Consider the following 18,480-nt stretch of genomic DNA (forward strand, 5'->3'; position numbering starts at 1 on the left):
AGATAGCCTTGTATTACAATGAGATTTGCGTGTACTGAGTTCGGATCAAGATGAGGCTATTGTAAGGGAAAGCTATTCATTCCGTGATCTCCTCTTGCGGTCCCTCCGAATCTTGTCAATCCTTTTATACTCTCTTCATCTCCACTTAAAACTTACTTCTCCTAGTCAAGCTGGCAATATGCCTATCACTCTCCGTAAGTCGATCGCCTCATTGCTATGTTTTTTTGCACTAGGAACGGTGGGGGTGGGAGTACAACCAAAAGCTGGATTAGCAACTCCAGGTAATGCTACACCTGCGCCAATTTGCCCTACTCAATTAGACTCCGCGATCGCCCAAATCCTCCAAAGCGTTTCCTCTACAAATCGTTCCGCCTTTGCGCGCGCCCGCTGGGGCATCCTGGTTCAAACCTTGGCCTCGGCGAGCGCTCCAGGGAAAACTTTGTATGCCCAGGACAGCGATCGCTACTTTTTGCCTGCTTCTAATGCCAAGTTGTTGACCACTGCGGCTGCTCTGCATCAATTAAGGCCACAGTTCCGCATTCGCACCTTGGTATACCAGGTTAAGAGCCAAGGGAAGGTAAATCTACGCATTGTTGGACGCGGCGATCCTAGTTTGACAGACCAGGAACTCAGTATTCTGGCGCAGCAATTACGTCGTCAAGGCATTCAAGCGGTTGATCAGTTGCTTGGGGACGAATCCTATTTTCGTGGTCCCGTGCCTAACCCGGAATGGGAATGGGGCGACATCCAAGCGGGGTACGGCGCACCCGTCAACAGCTTAATCCTAAATCAAAACGCAGTCGGGCTCCAGTTGTGGCCGCAAGCAGTGGGTCAGCCGTTGCGAGTGCGGTGGGATGATCCAGCAGAGGCGAGACGTTGGCGCATCGACAACCAATCAGTAACCGTCGGAGACACAGAAGATGAGTTTGTAGAGGTAGGGCGGGATTTGAGCCAGCCATTGCTACAAGTACAAGGACAACTGCGGGTAGGTGGACCACCGGAACCTGTAGCAGTAGCGATCGCAGACCCCAGTCAGAATTTTTTGCGCCGATTCCAGCGGACTTTAGCAGCTCAACAAATTCGCGTTGGGCAAACTTTAGTCACCCACACACCTGCTACCACAACAGGCACAGAAATTGCGGCGACCGCCTCTCCCCCGTTATCAACCCTGCTGATTGAAACCAATCGAGAGAGCAACAATCTCTACGCCGAGGCAATTCTACGGTCCTTAGGAGCACATGCTGGAGCTTCTTTAAAGCAAGCAGCTAATTTATCAACGGCGGAGCAAGGTTTAGCAGTCGTCCAGCAAACTTTAACTAAACTTGGAGTGGAACCGGATAGCTATGTTTTGGCGGATGGCTCAGGATTGTCTCGCCATAACTTAGCCAGTCCCGCTGCTTTAGTGCAAACCTTACAAGCGATCGCCCAGTTACCAGAAGCGAATATTTATCGCGCCTCACTACCAGTGGCAGGCGTGAGTGGCACCTTACAAAGCCGCTTTCGAGACACCCCAGCCCAAGGACGACTCCAAGCGAAAACGGGCACACTGTCGGGCATTGCGGCTTTGTCTGGCTACCTCAATCCGCCTCATTATCCGCCACTCGTGTTTAGCATTATTGTCAATCACTCGAATCAACCTGCCTCAACCCTACGGCAAACCATTGATGAGATTGTGCTCACCCTGACTCGGTTGCGTTCCTGTAGTCGTAACTCCAGTTTCTAGACTGAGCGTTAGAATTGCCGTCGAGTAAAAATCAAAATCGCGATCGCTAGCAGCAGCACTGTGTAAACCAGCCCGTATCCTGCATTCAGCAACAATTCTCTGGGAGCAGCCAAGACTCCATAAACTGCTTCGTTCTTGAGGTCGAGCCGAGCTAGATCAGGTAGAAATAAGTAGATGCCTTTGGTGAGACGGCGCAAATCGGGACTAGAAGCTAAGTTGCCTAGCGTCACCAAGTCGCGGCTGAAATGTCCTACTAAGTAAACGGCGAAGGTGAGTAAGGTGGCTAACAGCGAACTGGTAAACACCCCGAACAAAATTGCCGCTGCCGTGATTAGAGACAACTCTAGAAACAAATAAAGCACCGCCACCAAGATGCTGACCAGCGGATACTGAATCTGCGCCCAAGTTAGCACCCCCAGATAAATTGCAGTCATGAGCGACAGGAGTACAGCCAAAACTGCGGACAAGCCTAAGTGTTTGCCAATGATGAATTCAGCGCGACTCATCGGCTTGGCAATTAGCACCAAGACAGTGCGTTTTTCAATTTCTTTGTTAACCAAGCCAGTGCCCACAAACACAGCAATGATCAAACTCAGGGCTGTAATCCCCGCCAACCCAACATCTAGCAAGATTTTGTTTTCTGTGCCTGCCGCAACTTCTGGCAGCAATCGCAGCGCCATAATCAGCAGCAAGGCAAAGAAGCCGATCAAATATAGGATGCGATCGCGGATGACTTCCCAAAAGACATTGGTGGCGATCGTAAAGATTCTGCCGAGATTCACCTTCTCACTCCTTCAGCAATTCCTGCAAAGCAGACCCTAGGATTGCAAAGTTGGGCCTGGTTGAACTAAAGTAGGCCGACTAATAGATCCGCATTCAATCTTACTAGTGCTTGTCGTTTGCGGTATCGCTTCAGGAGCCACAGGTGTAGGAGAGATAGGTGCAACTGGACTGACAGAATTTTGCTCATTGCTGGGCGCTAGGGAACCGTTGTCCGGCGTTGAAGCTGAAGGGGCAGGCTGGGCAGAGACACCAGCTTCAGGGCTAGGCGAGGCAGAGACAGCAGTTTCAGGAGCGGGCGAAGCAGTGGCAGGTGGGTTCTCTCCTTGAGTGATGCGGCAGGTTTTGGTGAGATAGTGACTGGCGAGATCAGAACTCGGTCCTTGCCAGAGAGCGAGCAACTGCAAGGTGTAATCTGGTTGATCGGGCAAGATTTGCGCTTGCAATTGCCATAAAGCATTTTCTTCCGAGGCAGGCAGTTGTTGCATTACAGCATTTTCAAACTCGGTTGGCTGTTGCTTGAGCGTTAAGAGCCACCGCTCTACCTCTGACCAAGAACGCGGTTCCAGTTCTGCTTTTAGCGTAGCCTCTGCCTGATTTAGGATGATCACACCTGTTGGAGCTTGGGTTGTTTGCACCCCCAGACGCACGACAAAATTACTTTGATTAAAATCATTCGCTAACAAGCTGGGGTAGATTTCTAACCAACCTTGAATCACAAAGTAAAGTTGAAACCAACAGCTAATAATTAAATTGCTTAGAAAAAGAATGACGAGTCTTTGACGTCCTGCTGGTGTGGGAGCCCTAAACCGAGGGCCTGATTGGATAAACTCCCCCAAAGAGGCGATCGCGGCTGAAATCAAGGGCCAACTAATAAACAATAGCGAAGGACGTTCATCTAGCCATTCACCAAACAAAAAAATACTCACTAAGATGCCTGTAATCCAAGGCCCTAAGGACAGACCTCCGATCTGGATCGGGTTCTCAGTGGTGAACCAACCTACCCCAAAAATTAAAAAAATCCAGCCGCAAGTGGCTAGCAAATCTCGAACTAAATCACCCGCCAAGGCTGCCATCAGACAAGAAAAAATGCTTAGCAAAATCAAAGTTTGCCAAGAAAAAGCTTTTGGCGGCAGTAGTAACTTTTGTAGCGTCTCAAAAATTTCTTTAACTTTGTCCATTCGCTTTAAAGCTCAGGTCGAATGCACGCGCTAATAAGATCAACAAAATAACACTGTAGCTACAAGCATTCGCTAATAAAATTGTAGTCGCTCGGTTAGTAGCAGCCAGGCTCAGCTCCCGACGTTGCAGCTTATCACGAGAACGAAGGATTTTTTGAGTGCTTACTTCTTCTTTCTTGTTTCTTTGCAGCAATATTTCTAACAGTTCTAATCCTTGCAACTCAACAATAAAAGTACCAAAAAAGGTAAATAAACCAACCATAATCAACAGAGTATTTGTATTTGTGGAACGAGCATTAAAAAGGATATAGCTCATTAATGGGCCTTTCCAATCCAGCGGCAAAGCAGGTTCCAGCGTAAAGAAAAATAGCCAACCAATAGCAGTAGATAAGAGATTGATCGAAGCAGAATATTCCAGGCTAATTCTACGGCTCAACTTTAATCGCTCTTGTAATACTACTGACTCGATCGCGATCGCGATGAACAAAAAGAGTAGCTGAAATAAGATAGCCCGCAATGGCAAAACAAACGAAAACACGGGTCTACCTCCTCAACAGGCGTTTTCATAAGCTAGCTTTTTCAGCCACTTTTCCAGCCCATAATCTCTGAATTTTATTTCAAGTAAAGCTGACAGCACCTCCGCTAAGATGAAACTGCACGAGAAAACTGAGAGCTATGGTAAGAACTGGCGTTGGCATTCGAACCGCTCAAGCACGTTCTGAGCGGCTAGAGGGGCAAATTCATGTCTACGATGGAGCGGGCAAAGGCAAGTCCCAAGCAGCACTGGGTGTGGTGCTGCGCTCGATTGGTTTAGGCATCAACAGTTCTGTCCAAACTCGCGTCTTGCTCCTACGTTTTCTCAAGGGGCCAGGTCGCATGTATGAGGAAGATGCAGCGATCGAAGCTCTACAGCGAGGCTTTCCCCACCTGATTGACCAAGTACGTACCGGGCGAGCCGAACATTTTGGTTTAGATGACATCACTCGCTTCGATCGCTTAGAAGCCCAACGAGGCTGGGATGTAGCTAAAGGTGCGATCGCCTCTGGTCTGTACTCGGTCGTGGTATTGGATGAACTCAACCCAGTGCTCGACTTAGGTTTGTTGCCAGTCGATGAAGTGGTCAAAACACTGAAGCACAAGCCAGAGCACATGGAGATTATTGCCACCGGGCGGGCAGCTCCTCCAGCTTTGATTGACATTGCCAACCTACACTCAGAAATGAAACCCCACCACCATCCCACTGCCGCAGAGCAAGGGATTGATGGCATTGAGATTTACACCGGGGCTGGCAAAGGCAAATCCACCAGCGCGCTAGGAAAAGCGTTGCAAGCGATCGGCAAAGGCATTAGCCAAGATAAATCTCACCGTGTTTTGATTATTCAATGGTTGAAGGGTGGCTCTGGCTATACCGAAGATGCTGCGATTGCCGCCTTGCAGCAAAGCTACCCTAACTTAGTCGATCACCAACGCTGTGGCCGAGATGCGATTGTGTGGCGGGGCCAGCAACAGGAACTCGACTATGTGGAAGCTGAACGAGGCTGGGAACTCGCCAGAGCCGCGATCGCTTCTGGACTATACAAAACCATTATTTTAGATGAACTGAATCCGACGGTGGATCTAGAGTTGCTCCCCGAAGAACCAATTGTGCAAGCGCTGCTGCGGAAACCGCGCGACACGGAAATTATCATCACCGGGCGTTGCAATAATCCTCCAGCCTATTTTGATCTCGCTAGTGTGCATTCTGAAATGATTTGCCACAAACACTATGCCGAGAAGGGAGTGGATTTGAAGCGCGGTGTTGATTTTTAACTTAGGCTATTCAGTCAAGGCGATCGCAACCTCAGCCTTAGAGCTGAGCAGGTATTTCCACATTGCCACGAAACTGTGAGAAGACCTGGTAAGCCGCTAAATTCTGCTTCTGATAACCGTTGACGTTTTCTGGGTCTACTTTAACCAAGTTGTACTCTACATCTTCTGCATAAACGGTGAAGATGACACTGAAGATCTCCAAAAAGTGAATCACCCACTGACAGTCCGCTTCTTGCAAATTCTCATAGTGCCGAATCAAATCTGCAATACAAGACTCTAGATGAGTCCGAGAGTTTTTAGAAATTAAAATTAATTTGAGTAGCAGAATCACCAATGTAATTGGACTCTTCTGCATGACAAATAATGCGAATAAAGAACTTGGTTCTTTACGATTCTCAGTGGTTAAACATTCAATGACTCGATTACAAGTTCTAAGTAACAAAGCATCATCTAAATCCCGCTCATCATGAATTTCGTACAGGGATTCCAAACTACCAAACAATGATTTTTTCACTGATTCTGCTAAATCTTGATTACTCATAGAGTAAATCAAGTACTTTTTGAGACTGTCCTTAAACTGGCAATAAGTTAACTCATGGGTTTGCTTCAAGAAAATGTTAGCCAAGTTAGTATAGCTAAATACACATTTCTTAGCGACTAATCTCTTAATTAAGAGCAGTACTTCATCTCCTAACAGAGTTGGGTTCTTCAGAGGCACAGTCTGCACAACATTAGACTGAGATCGAGCTACATATAAAGCTAGATCTCGTTTGTACTGCTCCTTTAACTGTTTTGATAGAACTCTAGCTGTTTCCCGCTGCTCTACCGAATTTGTGGTATTCACAAACTGAGAAACTAACAAATAAGACGTATAGCGATGGCTCCAAGGTCTTTCTGGTTGAAATGTGCAAGCAGAAACAAATAACTCTAGCTCTTGATAATCGCTGCTGCCGACAAACTTCTCTAGCCAACTATTGAGACGGGTTAGAATAAGAGAAGCTGTTTTGCGATTGAACTTAATCTTAGGAAATAAGCCAACTAGCTGTTGGATTATCTGATATTTTTTACTGGTATTCCAGTTGTTAATTAAAATGTAGCAAGAGCGTTTAAGAGTATTACGAAACTCTTGCTCATCATTGGCAACAATGATTTGATACAGTGCTTGGTTTACCTCCGAGCTGGTCATGTTCACTGAGTGAACAAACAAGCTTTCAAACTCGGTTAAAGCAACCTCTGGGGAGCATTGCTTGACTGTATGAATCAAGAACTCATAGATTGTTTCCTGAGCGTGTTCAATTCCCTTCGTGAAGTGCTGAAAATGAGGCTCAGGGTGATAACGCTCGACCGCAGGTTCTTGAATTAACATAAGGAGTCAACAGGGAAGGAGAGTTTGGAGTAGGTCGCACAGACCAACTGGGGAACTTTTGCCAGCCAACCTGCATCCAAGCTAGTAACTGACTCCCGGATGCGGCTGTTGCTCCAAATCTTATGGTTTGCCCGGAGGCAACCTCGTGATTCAACCCTGGTAGATGCGGTGAAGCTGCTCATATTTTTGGCTGATGACGCGCACAGGATACTAGTGACTTTACTGAGGTAATCAGTGTGACGAATCATACGGGCAGGCGTGATCAAAGTCACTCAGGATAAAGTCAGTGTAGCGAGACGATCGCGATCGCCCCATCACTGATATAGGTTATTTGTTTTAGTACTGAGAACATAAACCACAACGCCAGCTTACGGTTTTCCGGGTAACCCCGTCGGTGAGACGCTTGAGCGATACTCTCTGTAACTTTCAGCCTCCGTGGATCAAGACAAATGTCTTAAGACCATTGCCGCACCACACTCCCTAGTTCTAGGGTATTTAGATGATCCAGGATAAAGGCTTTCCGCAAAAGTTCTGGGGGGACATATTCGTCATATTTCTGTAGTCTCGGTACCTCATCCGGACCCAGTAGTTCTTCAGCCGCCAGCTTGCCATCCGCGATCGCCACAATTTCGCACAGCAAGTTTTCGAGCTTGGCTTTGCCTAACTGTACTGTAAAGAAGTAAGGTGATCGCCCCCCAATTCCCTTGATTTTTAGGGAGTCTCGGCAGCAGAGCTTCAGGTATCGCTCTAAGGTGCGATAAGCGGTGGTGCCCAGCCAGGGAAAAATGCAACAGCTTCGGTCATCTAGTTGCAGTAAATGGTGGCGATCGAGTTCTACCCGTCTGGCCCACTGCCGCACTGTTTGCAGTCGTTCCTTCGCTCCTGTTTGCAAGTAGCGATACTCGGTATCCTCAAATAGCACTCGGCGCATGCGTTGTAGCACTTTGGTATGCAGCGTGCCACTGCCCCCTTGCCAAGCGCTACTGGCGGCCCCAGCGCTGGGTTGCACAAATACTGTTTTGGTTTTGTCGTCAATTTCTAGCACCTGCCACGCTCGCCCTGCTAGAGCGACGCGATCGCCCACATCCGGAGGCAGCGCAATACTGCCAATCGCTGTTGTGCCTTCTTGCACTGTGTATTCTTCACTGTCTGGGAAAGTGGCGTAGAACTTAAAGCTCCGCACAATCCGCTCACCTGCCAGCCCAACGATTAGCGTGCCTTCTGCTGTTTTCTGGATATGGTCAATCTCAATCAGGTGGCGCAGAAGTTGGCGAAATTCTTCTGGAGCGATCGCTCGAAAAGTTGGCAGTGTTAGCACTTGCTGAGCCAAGGCAGCAGGGGACAACTCTCCCAAAGCGACCAGCGTACTCATCGTCTGGTGATAGAGCAGGCTCAAGGGATACTGCAACGGTTGAATCGGCTCGATCCAGCGTTCTTCTAGATAAAGCTGAAGGATGGCGATCGTTTGTAGGAGTTGCCAGGGAACGTGATCGGGCAAAAATTCTGGGTCTACGATCGGATCTTCCACACAGACAAAGCGCATATCCGCAGGCGTTCCCCGTCGGCCCGATCGCCCTAGCCTTTGCAGAAAACTGGCGACTGAAGGAGGCGACTCTAGCTGAATCACTCGCTCCAGTTGCCCAATATCAATCCCCATTTCAAAGGTAACGGTTGCTGCGGTCACGGCAGGAGTGGGAGCCCGCATCGCATCTTCCGCTGCTGCTCGTAAAGTGGCGGAGATACTGCCATGATGCACATGGTAAATATCGGGCAAGCCTTTAGCGGTGGCGAATTGGCGCAGAGTAGCGATCGCTTCTTCAGCAGCGGTGCGATTGTTGGCAAAAATCAGGCACTTGCGCGACTGAGTTTGGCTGAACAAGTAATTCTGGTATGGGCTAAACGCTGCATCCCGATTGTCTCCTTTGGCGCGGATTGGCTCTGAGCGGTAGAAATGCTCTAGAGATAAATGCAGGGTACGTTGCCCAATTTTCACTTCTGGCGTGATCACCGATTGCTGCGTGCCTGATCGCAACCAATCTTCGGCTAACCCGTAATCTCCTAGCGTGGCGGATAAACCAATGCGACGAGGATGATTTTGTGTCAGCTTTGCCAGTCGCGCTAGTTGGCAGAGAATTTGACAACCCCGTTCCGAACCAATAAACGCATGAATCTCATCAATCACGACAAACCGCAGCTCGCCGAACAAGCGATCGAGGTTTTTGCTCTGGTTAATCAACAAGCTTTCCAATGATTCGGGTGTAATTTGCAATACACCTCTGGGATGTTTTAGCAGCTTTTGTTTCTGGCTCTGCGCCACATCCCCATGCCAAGCCCACACGGGAATATCTGCTTCTTTTAATAAGTCGTTCAGGCGATCGAACTGGTCATTAATCAGCGCTTTAATCGGGCCGATATACATCGCGCCAATCGTTTTGGCGGGTGCCTCGTGGAGTAAGGTCAACACTGGCAGAAACGCCGCCTCAGTTTTGCCCGCCGCCGTCCCCGCTGCAATCAACAGATGAGCATCGGTCTCAAAAATCACCCGACAAGCTTCCGCCTGCACTTGCCGCAAATCAGTCCAGCCGTGGCTATAAATATATTCTTGAATAAACGGGGCTAAGCGGTGATAGGCGCGATCGCTCATACGGATTCGTGTTGCTGGGCTAGTACCCCACCCTACACGATCTGGCTATTGTCGTTGAAATTGTTTTCTTGCTATTCCCCGTTTCAGTTCAGCGGTTAATAGCGAGTTAGGAGTGAGTAGGGCGATCGCTCTTATTAGCCTTGTTAGATAGAATTTGGAGCGGCACCCATAAAGCCTACCTTTACACCAGCAGATTTCATCACTTTCATTGCTTTATCGTGCATAAAAAGTAGTATTAATAGGCCCAAAATTGGTACGAGTAGACCAATCATAAGCAATACCATCGATGTGACGGAAAGTTTGAGAGACTTGCCAAGCTTGTACAACGCAAATATCTGAAGTACTGATGCAGCCACATATACAAACAAACCTATGGATGGCTCTTCTAAAGAAACACGAGATAGGTTAACAGCTATAGCGGCCAGAATAGACCATAAAAGTAACCTATGGTACTTAGCAACTTCCTGAAGTTCTAGACGTGAAAAAGTTATATTCATAGGTGATCCTTGCAGAGAACAGAGAGGTAGATTTAGCAAACTCAGTTCATATTATTTTGAGGCGAAGTAAATAGATAAGTGACTTCTATACTCACCCCAAATTAATGTATAAGCAGAAGTTTGCCGTATAGTATTTCAAGTCGGGCAAACAAATAGAAAATTTCAGAGTATTTTTAGAATAATAAGAATCTGGTTTTCTATTTCTGTTTTGTCAAAGCGATCGCCCTTTATCAATTAAGTTAAAAGCGACCGCTTTACTCATCACTCAACTTGAAGCGATGACATTCTGTAGCTCTATCGTAAGCAGCGATTTTCGCCGCTTTGGTCGTTTAAGCAGTTGCCATTGCGATCGAGAAGTACCACTGAACTAATGCTAGGGAATTGCTTTAATGTGGCACTGATAGAGCTTTTAATCCGCGCATCATCACCAATGCCGCCGGATACTACTTGCTTGCAGAACTGTAACTTGGCAACGCCTGTAGACACAGCAAGCTTAAAGTCTCGACCACAGTTAGAGCTACCTTGAAAATTGATCGGGGCTCTAAAACCTTGTTGTCTTTCTTGACTGGTTGGGCCTGCGATTAATTGCTCAATGGCAAACTGAGCCACCCCTTGAGTTTGGGTGCGTCGTACTACGGGAGCCACGTAAGAGAAATCTTGTTGGCTGCGGCTGGTGGGGAAAAACACTTTGACTGGCTTGGTGCTGGTTGTAGCAGCAACGGTTGTTGTTGCGGCATTTCCAGCAGATTGGGCATTTGTAGGGCCGTTGTCGTAGAGGCTAACTCCAGCGAGGGTGGCGATCGCTAAACAAGAGAAGAGAGAGTTACGTAAATTGAACATGTCTTTGGGCAAGTATTGTGTGATTGCTAAGAGTGAGCTTCACTCTGCGATCGCCTAATTCCTAAACCTCTGCAATAGAATTTTTGCAACTCTCATTGTCTCAACTCAGCCATTAGCAGGAAGTCAAAAAAGATAGGTTATCGCTCTCTCTAAGTTAAGCAATAGTGAAAGCGATCGCCCAATTCCTAAAACTCTCTGCAATAAAATCTTTTGTGAATCCTTACCGTCTTAATTCAATAATTATTAGAAAATTGGATGGAATGCGATAAGACTTGACAACTTAAGTAATTACAGAATTACCTATTTAATATGAAGGATCAATAATCAGAGGGATCTTGGCTCAAGACCTTATTCAAGCAGCGTAGTTTTCCAATAAAGCTTTTACTTTATGCTAAATAAAAGCCTTGTACTCTGTAGGCTCCAGAGTTAGCCAGTTATCAATATCATTTTCAATGATATACAGCTTGCCTAAATTTCTCTCCTTTTTAAATTCAAACACTCTGAATAAATAATATTCTTCGCTATGATTCCGAGCGAAATCAACCTCATTTGCTGTTATGAAAAATGGATTTCTTATAGAACCTGATGTTGTTTTCACTTCGATATATTTGACTTCTCCTTTAAGCGTATAAGACCTAATGTCGTAGCCTAAACCATCTCCATCAACAACAGATGAATGACAGACCTTTTCAGCCAAGTCCCCTCTTCCGTTATTAATCAGGGATTGTTTTTCATACATCAGAACAAGTTTCTCGCCAGCAAGACCAATTTCTCTTTTTTCGTTGTTTTTGTCATCCCAAAAATAAGTAGTTCTGTTTGAACTGGTGCTTGCAAGAAATTTTTCTCTAAATGCTTTTGGTTGAGGAGGAGAGACCTCTTCGAGAAAATCATGCTTTTTAGATTTTGTATCACTGCTTGGCTCTTGTAACAGCAAACCCTGAGGCTTTGGCATGTTTAACCAAGTAAATAAATCTCCATTTTCTAATTGAAAATACTTCATACGGTCATCAGACACTCTGAGCGGACCAGGTAAATCAAAACTTGTGCTGTAGTTCAGCTTATTAAGTAAATCTCTTTTGAGAATATTCAGGGAAATTACGTCGGTTAAAAAGTAAATAAACTCCCATGGATTTTTGCCAACAAAAGGCCATAAGCTATTGCCTAAAGCAGGGCTTTGAATTTTGCAAATTACATGAGCACCATAGTTAAACTTCTTGGTTCCGCTTTCTGATAAAAGAACAGTATCACCAAGAGCCATACTCATAAAATCTCTTTTCTTAGCTCGTGTCATAGCCCAGCAGTGATAAATACCCTTCCCTCTTTCGGATATTTCTTTTATTAAATGGTTGTCTAAATATTTTTCTAAGATTTGAAGAGGTACATTTTTTTCTATTGAAACCTCTATATTCTGACGTGTGGCCGGAGCCAGGTAAATTGCCATACAACTACCGTTTACAAGTACAAACATCTTTACCACAGGGGAGGATCTGTGTAACGCAATATTCACAACTCCTTGTAGTGTCATAGAGCGATCGCTCTCTGCAATTTAATCAATAGTGAAAGCGATCGCTCATCAATCTGTCTGCGTTTAGAGTGTAAATTCTGCGAATTCTCCCGTTTCGTCTACTTTGGCGTCTTTGCCTGAGCGGGAAGGTTGGAAATTGGGGCCGCCGAGAAGTTGGGTGATGGAGAGTTTGGGGTTTTGGTGGAGCAGGTTGAGGGCGCTGATAAAGTCGCGGACAATCTCGCCGGGGGTGAGCAGCGCTTCGGCTCCTAAGCGGTTGGTGATTTCTTTGAGGAAGGCTTGTAGGTCACGATTATTCAGTGAAGCTTGGTAAGCGTAGTGAGCGGCATGAACTTCTGCCAAGCGTTGCAGCAATTGGAGAATTTCGGCTTGAGTGAGGGGTTCTAGGCGAATTACGGGGCCAGAGGTATCTTGCAGACCTGGTTGAGCAAAGCGGCTTTGAGCGGTGCGGCGTTGCCAAGCGGGGTCGCTGTAGAGTCCTCGGCGGGAATCTTCGAGAAATTGTGGCGTGCCACCGATGATGATGTCGAGATGTCCGACTCGACCTTGCACGGTGTCATTAAACATTGCCAGCAACTTGTCGTAATTGTTCTGGCGGGAACCTGCATGGGTGATTTTGTAGAGATGCACCGCCTCATCTAGCAGCACCAGCAAGCCTTTGTAGCCAATTCCAGAGACAAATTTGGCAAACAGTTTGATGTAGTCGTACCAAGTTTCATCATCAATGATCACCTTTACACCCAAGGCAGCTTTGGCATCAGATTTGGTCGAGAATTCTCCCCGTAGCCAACGTAGAGCGGAATCTTTTAGCGTGTCGTCGTCGGTGCGGTAGCCCCGCCAGTAAGCGATGATCACACTGGCAAAGTCGAAGCCGTGAACTAATCCTTCTAGGGTTTGGGCCACTTCCCGGATTTTGACTTCTACCAAATCATCAAAGCCTTCATCTTTAGGCCGTTTGCCGCTTTCTTGAGCCACTTGAGTTAAGACGCTGCTAATCCAACGTTCCAGAACTAGGGCGATCGCACCACCATCTGGATTCGTTTTTGTGGCGATGTTTTGCATCAACTCTCGATACGTGGCGATACTTTGTCCACTGGCTCCTGCTAAGCGGCGTTCGGGAGATAAATCAGCATCAGCGACCACAAAACCTTGCTCCATCGCCTGATTGCGGATCAGTTGCAGAATGAAGCTCTTACCAGATCCGTAGCGACCGACGACAAACCGGAAGGCTGCACCACCCTCAGCCGTATTTTCCAGGTCTTGCACCAGGGCTTTGGCTTCCGTTTCACGACCCACGGCAATTTGCTCTAGACCAATTCTGGGCACAACCCCCGCACCCAAGGCATTGATCAAGGCTGTGGATACGCGCTTAGAAAGTTTCTGCTTTGCCATGTGTCTTTGCTCGGTCTTGTAGTGGCTGATGTGGATTGGTACGAGTGTCTGTTAACTGTACCGCCAAACTCTGATGGTCTGGTCGGCGCTACTGCTAACCAATGTATTGCTATCTGGCGCAAAGGCGATCGCACAAATCTTAGCCGTATGGTCGCTCAAAGTGGTTAGTAATTCTTTCGACTCTAAATTCCAAACTTTCAGTGTGCCATCTTCACCGCCACTGGCTAAGAACTGACCATTGGGGCTAATGGCAACTGCCGATACTTGACCTTTATGCAACGCGAGGCTAGAACTAACGTCTGGGCCTAAATCCCAAAGCTTGATGGTGCCATCTGCACCACCACTGACCAAGGTTTTGCCATCGGGGCTAAATGCCATTGAGCAAACTTTACTGCCATGAGCAGGCAGCGAGTTGAAACTTGTTTTGGTGTCCAAATTCCAGAGGTGAATGGTGCCATTTTGATCACCACTGGCCAGAATGTCTCTGTCAGGACGAGGGCTGAAAACCACTGAGGTGATGAAGCCATAACCGTTGATGGTTTGAATTAACTTCCCACTTCTGATGTCCCATACCTTAATGCTACGATCGGCACTGCCACTGGCGAGCAATTGTCCATCTGGGCTAACTGCGATCGCATTTACGGCGGTTGTATGTCCGGTGAGGGTTCGTAATAACTTCCCTGCCTTGAGGTTCCAAACTTTAATCGTGTTGCTGCTGCCACTGCTAAACAACAGCTTGCCGCCGGGATGTAGAGCTAGGGCATAAATCGAGCCAGAGTTTTCTGGGTGAGGGAGGGTTTGCACCCATTTACCTTCTAAGGCCCAAACTTGCAGCTTGTTGTCACTACCACCACTAATTAAGGTTTGGCTATCCGGGGTGACTACTAAAGCATTGGCTCCACTCTCAAAGATCACCCGACATTTCCAGGTGCCCAGTTTGGAGGGTAGCGCCGCGATCGCAGCTGGCACATCCGCCACCTCAACATCAATGGTCGTGACCGGGAAACTTTCCCGACCCACAACCGCAATCGCTCGCTGCAAATACTCCTCATAGTCCTCATAAATTTGTGGAATCAGCGAGGAGGTTCCAGGCTCAAAAATCAGGTCATCAATGATGGCATCCGCTTTCTCGTTAATTGCATCCACCAGCATTTGCGGCATGGTGGGCACCGCATCAGCAATCTGTCGCAGTTCTTCAGCATCTTGTCGCAGAATCGCTTCTAATGCCCAATATTCAGAGTCGGAAAGTTGATTAATCAGCTCGTGCCACTCAGGAGGTAAAAAAGGTCTTTGATCTGCATCTGGATTAGATGTAGGAACAGGCAGTTCAGACGGCGGCGCGATCGCTGGAAGTACGGATTCAACTGTTATAAGTCTGCCAGGAAGAGATTCTCGACTCGAAACCTGTGCTAGCAGAGTTTCCAGAGATGTCTCTAGCTCGCGCCTTTGAGTGGCGATCGCCGCAAATAACGATTGAATTTCTGACTTCAAGGGTTGGAGATCAATCCCTGCAACTAACCCCGCAATTTCCGATTTCAGCGGTTGTAGATCGATCGTTGTAACTAATTCTGCAATTTCCGATTTCAGCAGTTGCAAATCAATGCTTGGAACTTCCGCTCTTAACGGCTGTGTATCGATCGCCGTAACTAGGTCTTGAATTTCTGATTTCAGCGGTTGCAGATCGATCGCGGCAACTAGTTCTGCAATTTCTGACTTCAGAGGTTGTAAATCAATCTTCTGGATTTCCGATTTCAGTGGTTCCACATCGATCGCGGAAATGATGGTTTGGATTTCCGACTTCAATGACTGTGCATCAATGGTTGAAATTAATGCTTCAATCTTTGATCTCAACTTTTGAACATCGATCGCAGTGACTAATTCTTGAATCTCCGACTTCAGCGGTTGCAGATCGATCGCAGTGACTAATTCTTGAATCTCCGCTTTCAACAACGGCACATTGATAGCTGCCGCTAGCTCTTGAATCTCGGCTCTTAGTGGCTCAATGTCGATCGTTGCAACTAATCCTTGGATTTCTGACTTCAGTGGTTGTACATCAACGGCAGAAATGATGGCTTGAATCTCTGACTTTAGGGGGTGCACATCGATCGCTGCTAGTTCTGCCAGAGACTCGTTTAGGGTTTGCCGCGATCGCTCTAGCGTTTGAATTTGCGCTTGCAAATCTTGGGTTTCTGCGGCTAATAACTGCTTGCTCGTTTGCAGTGCAGCAACTTCGCCGTGGAGTTGGAGTTTCTGAGTCGTAAACTCAGCAGCTTGAGCCTTGAGTTGCGTCAGTTCTTGCTGGAGCTGGCCCACATCAACCGCTAAAGTTTGCCGCGCCTCGTTCGTAGTGGCGATCGCTTGCTGGATTTCGCCTTCCTGCGTTGCCAAATCCTGTAGCCGTTCCTGCCACTGCTGAAAACTAGCTTCCAGTTGCTGCTTGCGACCTTCCAAAGTAGCGATTGCTTGACCTAATTCCCAATCTTGCTGTTGTTGTTCAGCAATTCGAGTTTGAAGCTTTTCAAGGTCAGCTTGCAAAAAGCTCAAACTGGTTTCGGCTTGTTGCCTTTCTGCGGTTGCACTCAGAAGGGCTTGCTGGATTTCGGCTTGCCGTTGCTCGTAAGCCTGCAACTGTCCCGCGATCGCCTGTCCCTTTAATCGGGCTTGCTGCTTCTGGCGATCGTCAATAGCAACGGCACCTGCATAGGCACCCGGCGCAATTAACCCGGTGAGGAGCGATCGCTGCAAGTTGCGCTCAGCGAGAAAACTCAAGCCAAAGCTAAGGCCGAAAGCGGCTGAACCGATGACGATCCGATTGACTAGCATGCAAGCTTTGTTACTAATTCTGTCGGGGGCAATTTTGTGCTACTGCTTTACAGCCAAGGCATTCCTGTCACGGATGAGTAGCAGCGACTAGAGAATATATAGCATTCAGTACACTTCTTCGAACTGAAGCGGCAATTTCCGGTACTCCGCAGTTTTTTCCAGTCTACTTCTAGAAACTAATAGGCGGAAATACTAACTTAGAAGGTGAAGTTCTGGTTTTGAGAGATTGCTTAACCATCCAGTTGCGAGGCTAAACTCCTGTGAACTTGGTTTATCTGCTACTCAAAACCTCTTGGGTGAGTGTTCTACTGGCGATGCTAACTGGGCTGCTGGGCGGTGCGAGTAGTACCGGACTCATTGCCCTGACCAACACCAGCTTAACCAGCCAGAATCCGCCCACTGCTGCCTTGATGCGCAATTTTGCAGGTCTGGGCATAGTGCTGTTGCTCACCACGATCGCCTCGCAGATTTTGTTAGCTCGACTGGCCCAAGGCTCAATTTTTGAGTTGCGGCTGTTGTTAAGTCGTCAAATACTGGCTTCCCCCCTGCGTCAACTAGAAGCACTAGGCGCATCTCGGCTTCTGGCTACCCTCACAGATGACATTCAATCGGTTGCCAATGCCCTCTTCTCGTTTCCAGTGCTCTGCATTGATATTGCCATTCTGGTCAGTTGCCTCACCTACCTCGCGTGGCTTTCACTGTCTGTATTTGGGTTAATGATGCTAGTGCTGGCAATCGTGATTGCTAGCCTGCAAGTAATTATTAGTAGGGCTAGAAAAGCTCTATCTCTGGCTCGAAAAGAACAAGACAACCTATTACATCACTTCCAGGCAATCATCGCAGGCATTAAGGAGCTAAAGCTGCATTATCAGCGGCGACAAAGCTTCCTGACCGAAGATCTTTATGTGACTGCCACAGCTGCTCGTGACCACAACATCGCAGGCATGACCACCTTTGCGATCGCTGGAGGCTATGGACTTCTCGCCACCTTCTTGATCATCGGTTTGTTGCTATTCGCCTTGCCTCGCTTTATCAGCACCAGCCCCGAAATTCTGTCTGGTTATGCCCTCGTTGCACTCTATTTAATGCTGCCCTTCCAAGGAATCTTGGGGGTGATTCCCGTTTTGAGTCGAGCCACCGTAGCCCTAGACGCGATTCAAGCCTTGGGGTTAGCTTTGGCAGAACACGCTACTGAAGCAACAGCGATCGCCCCTCCTCCACCCAATCCAGCTTGGCAACGGCTTGATCTGGTAGAGGTGACTCATGCTTACCGAGGCGAACGGGAAGAAGACGGGTTCTCACTAGGACCGCTAACTTTAAGCTTTCAACTGGGAGAGGTGGTGTTTCTGGTAGGGGGTAACGGTAGCGGCAAATCAACCCTCGCCAAGCTGATTACAGGACTCTACAGCCCCGAAGCGGGTGAGTTAAAACTCGATGGTCAACCGATCACCGATGCGAATCGGGAATGGTATCGGCAGCACTTCTCGGTGGTTTTTGCTGACTTTTACCTGTTCGATCGCTTGTTGGGTTTGGGCGATCGCGCTGATCTCGATCCGCAAGCCAAAGAGTACCTAATTCAGCTCCACCTCGACCACAAGGTGCGAGTTGAAGGCGGCACCCTATCGACCACCACGCTTTCTCAGGGGCAACGCAAACGATTGGCGCTGCTCACGGCCTACTTAGAAGATCGCCCCATTTATCTATTCGATGAATGGGCTTCCGACCAAGACCCGATCTTCAAAGAGATTTTCTACACGCAACTTTTGCCAGAGCTGAAGCAGAGAGGCAAAGCTGTCTTAGTGATTAGCCACGACGACCACTATTTCCACCTTGCTGACCGCATTGTGAAGCTGGATTATGGCAAGCTGGAATACGACAAGCGCATTGCTGCCTAATTTTG

13 protein-coding genes are annotated in these 18,480 nt (G+C 47.6%); 3 read left to right on the forward strand and 10 right to left on the reverse strand.

The features are described from left to right. Positions 1-178: 178 nt before the first annotated feature. Positions 179-1,723 carry a D-alanyl-D-alanine carboxypeptidase/D-alanyl-D-alanine-endopeptidase gene (gene dacB, locus H6F90_RS27130; protein WP_199296215.1) on the forward strand — a complete coding sequence of 515 codons (1,545 nt, stop codon included), beginning with the start codon at positions 179-181 and terminating at the stop codon, positions 1,721-1,723. An 8-nt stretch (positions 1,724-1,731) separates the two neighbouring features. Here dacB and H6F90_RS27135 read toward each other — a convergent pair whose 3' ends face one another. From H6F90_RS27135 to fraC, 3 genes are read right to left on the reverse strand one after another with little or no spacing between them, the layout of a single operon-like run. Continuing rightward, on the reverse strand, positions 1,732-2,505 hold the full coding sequence (locus tag H6F90_RS27135) for an ABC transporter permease subunit (protein WP_190434456.1): 774 nt from the start codon (positions 2,503-2,505) through the stop codon (positions 1,732-1,734). Positions 2,506-2,541: 36 nt separating this feature from the next. Then, positions 2,542-3,684, reverse strand: coding sequence for a DUF5357 family protein (locus tag H6F90_RS27140; protein WP_190555132.1), 1,143 nt, complete (start codon positions 3,682-3,684; stop codon positions 2,542-2,544). Further along, positions 3,671-4,222, reverse strand: coding sequence for a filament integrity protein FraC (gene fraC / locus H6F90_RS27145; protein ID WP_190434462.1), 552 nt, complete (start codon positions 4,220-4,222; stop codon positions 3,671-3,673). Before fraC ends, H6F90_RS27140 begins: the two co-directional genes overlap by 14 nt. 137 nt (positions 4,223-4,359) lie before the next feature. Between fraC and H6F90_RS27150 the strand changes: the two genes are divergently transcribed. Further along, entirely contained in the window at positions 4,360-5,493 is a 1,134-nt protein-coding gene (locus H6F90_RS27150) for a cob(I)yrinic acid a,c-diamide adenosyltransferase (protein ID WP_190555133.1), read from the forward strand. A 37-nt stretch (positions 5,494-5,530) separates the two neighbouring features. Here H6F90_RS27150 and H6F90_RS27155 read toward each other — a convergent pair whose 3' ends face one another. From H6F90_RS27155 to H6F90_RS27185, 7 genes are all read right to left on the reverse strand, one after another. Continuing rightward, positions 5,531-6,859, reverse strand: a complete 1,329-nt coding sequence (locus tag H6F90_RS27155) for a hypothetical protein (RefSeq protein WP_190555134.1) — start codon at positions 6,857-6,859, stop codon at positions 5,531-5,533. 454 nt (positions 6,860-7,313) lie between these two features. Then, positions 7,314-9,503 carry a DEAD/DEAH box helicase gene (locus H6F90_RS27160; RefSeq protein ID WP_190555135.1) on the reverse strand — a complete coding sequence of 730 codons (2,190 nt, stop codon included), beginning with the start codon at positions 9,501-9,503 and terminating at the stop codon, positions 7,314-7,316. Between the two features lie 143 nt (positions 9,504-9,646). After that, a complete protein-coding gene (locus H6F90_RS27165; RefSeq protein ID WP_190555136.1) occupies positions 9,647-10,000 on the reverse strand; it encodes a hypothetical protein in 354 nt (117 codons plus the stop codon). Between the two features lie 294 nt (positions 10,001-10,294). Beyond that, entirely contained in the window at positions 10,295-10,840 is a 546-nt protein-coding gene (locus tag H6F90_RS27170; protein WP_190555137.1) for a GerMN domain-containing protein, read from the reverse strand. 391 nt (positions 10,841-11,231) lie between these two features. After that, positions 11,232-12,365, reverse strand: a complete 1,134-nt coding sequence (locus tag H6F90_RS27175) for a DUF3883 domain-containing protein (protein ID WP_206756207.1) — start codon at positions 12,363-12,365, stop codon at positions 11,232-11,234. A gap of 63 nt (positions 12,366-12,428) precedes the next feature. After that, on the reverse strand, positions 12,429-13,757 hold the full coding sequence (locus tag H6F90_RS27180; protein WP_190555139.1) for an ATP-binding protein: 1,329 nt from the start codon (positions 13,755-13,757) through the stop codon (positions 12,429-12,431). Positions 13,758-13,808: 51 nt separating this feature from the next. Next, positions 13,809-16,580, reverse strand: coding sequence for a tellurite resistance TerB C-terminal domain-containing protein (locus tag H6F90_RS27185; RefSeq protein WP_190555140.1), 2,772 nt, complete (start codon positions 16,578-16,580; stop codon positions 13,809-13,811). A gap of 260 nt (positions 16,581-16,840) precedes the next feature. On the opposite strand from H6F90_RS27185, the gene H6F90_RS27190 reads away from it, so the two are divergent. Then, positions 16,841-18,475: a cyclic peptide export ABC transporter gene (locus tag H6F90_RS27190; RefSeq protein WP_190555141.1), complete on the forward strand. Its 1,635-nt coding sequence runs from the start codon at positions 16,841-16,843 to the stop codon at positions 18,473-18,475. Positions 18,476-18,480: the final 5 nt, after the last annotated feature.

Source organism: Trichocoleus sp. FACHB-591 (genome assembly GCF_014695845.1).
Classification (GTDB): domain Bacteria; phylum Cyanobacteriota; class Cyanobacteriia; order FACHB-46; family FACHB-46; genus Trichocoleus.

Coding starts and splice junctions, on each gene's coding strand:
- dacB (WP_199296215.1), top strand. CDS start 179: ATGCCTATCACTCTCCGTAAGTCGATCGCCTCATTGCTATGTTTTTTT.
- H6F90_RS27140 (WP_190555132.1), bottom strand. CDS start 3,684: ATGGACAAAGTTAAAGAAATTTTTGAGACGCTACAAAAGTTACTACTG.
- H6F90_RS27150 (WP_190555133.1), top strand. CDS start 4,360: ATGGTAAGAACTGGCGTTGGCATTCGAACCGCTCAAGCACGTTCTGAG.
- H6F90_RS27155 (WP_190555134.1), bottom strand. CDS start 6,859: ATGTTAATTCAAGAACCTGCGGTCGAGCGTTATCACCCTGAGCCTCAT.
- H6F90_RS27160 (WP_190555135.1), bottom strand. CDS start 9,503: ATGAGCGATCGCGCCTATCACCGCTTAGCCCCGTTTATTCAAGAATAT.
- H6F90_RS27165 (WP_190555136.1), bottom strand. CDS start 10,000: ATGAATATAACTTTTTCACGTCTAGAACTTCAGGAAGTTGCTAAGTAC.
- H6F90_RS27170 (WP_190555137.1), bottom strand. CDS start 10,840: ATGTTCAATTTACGTAACTCTCTCTTCTCTTGTTTAGCGATCGCCACC.
- H6F90_RS27175 (WP_206756207.1), bottom strand. CDS start 12,365: ATGACACTACAAGGAGTTGTGAATATTGCGTTACACAGATCCTCCCCT.
- H6F90_RS27180 (WP_190555139.1), bottom strand. CDS start 13,757: ATGGCAAAGCAGAAACTTTCTAAGCGCGTATCCACAGCCTTGATCAAT.
- H6F90_RS27185 (WP_190555140.1), bottom strand. CDS start 16,580: ATGCTAGTCAATCGGATCGTCATCGGTTCAGCCGCTTTCGGCCTTAGC.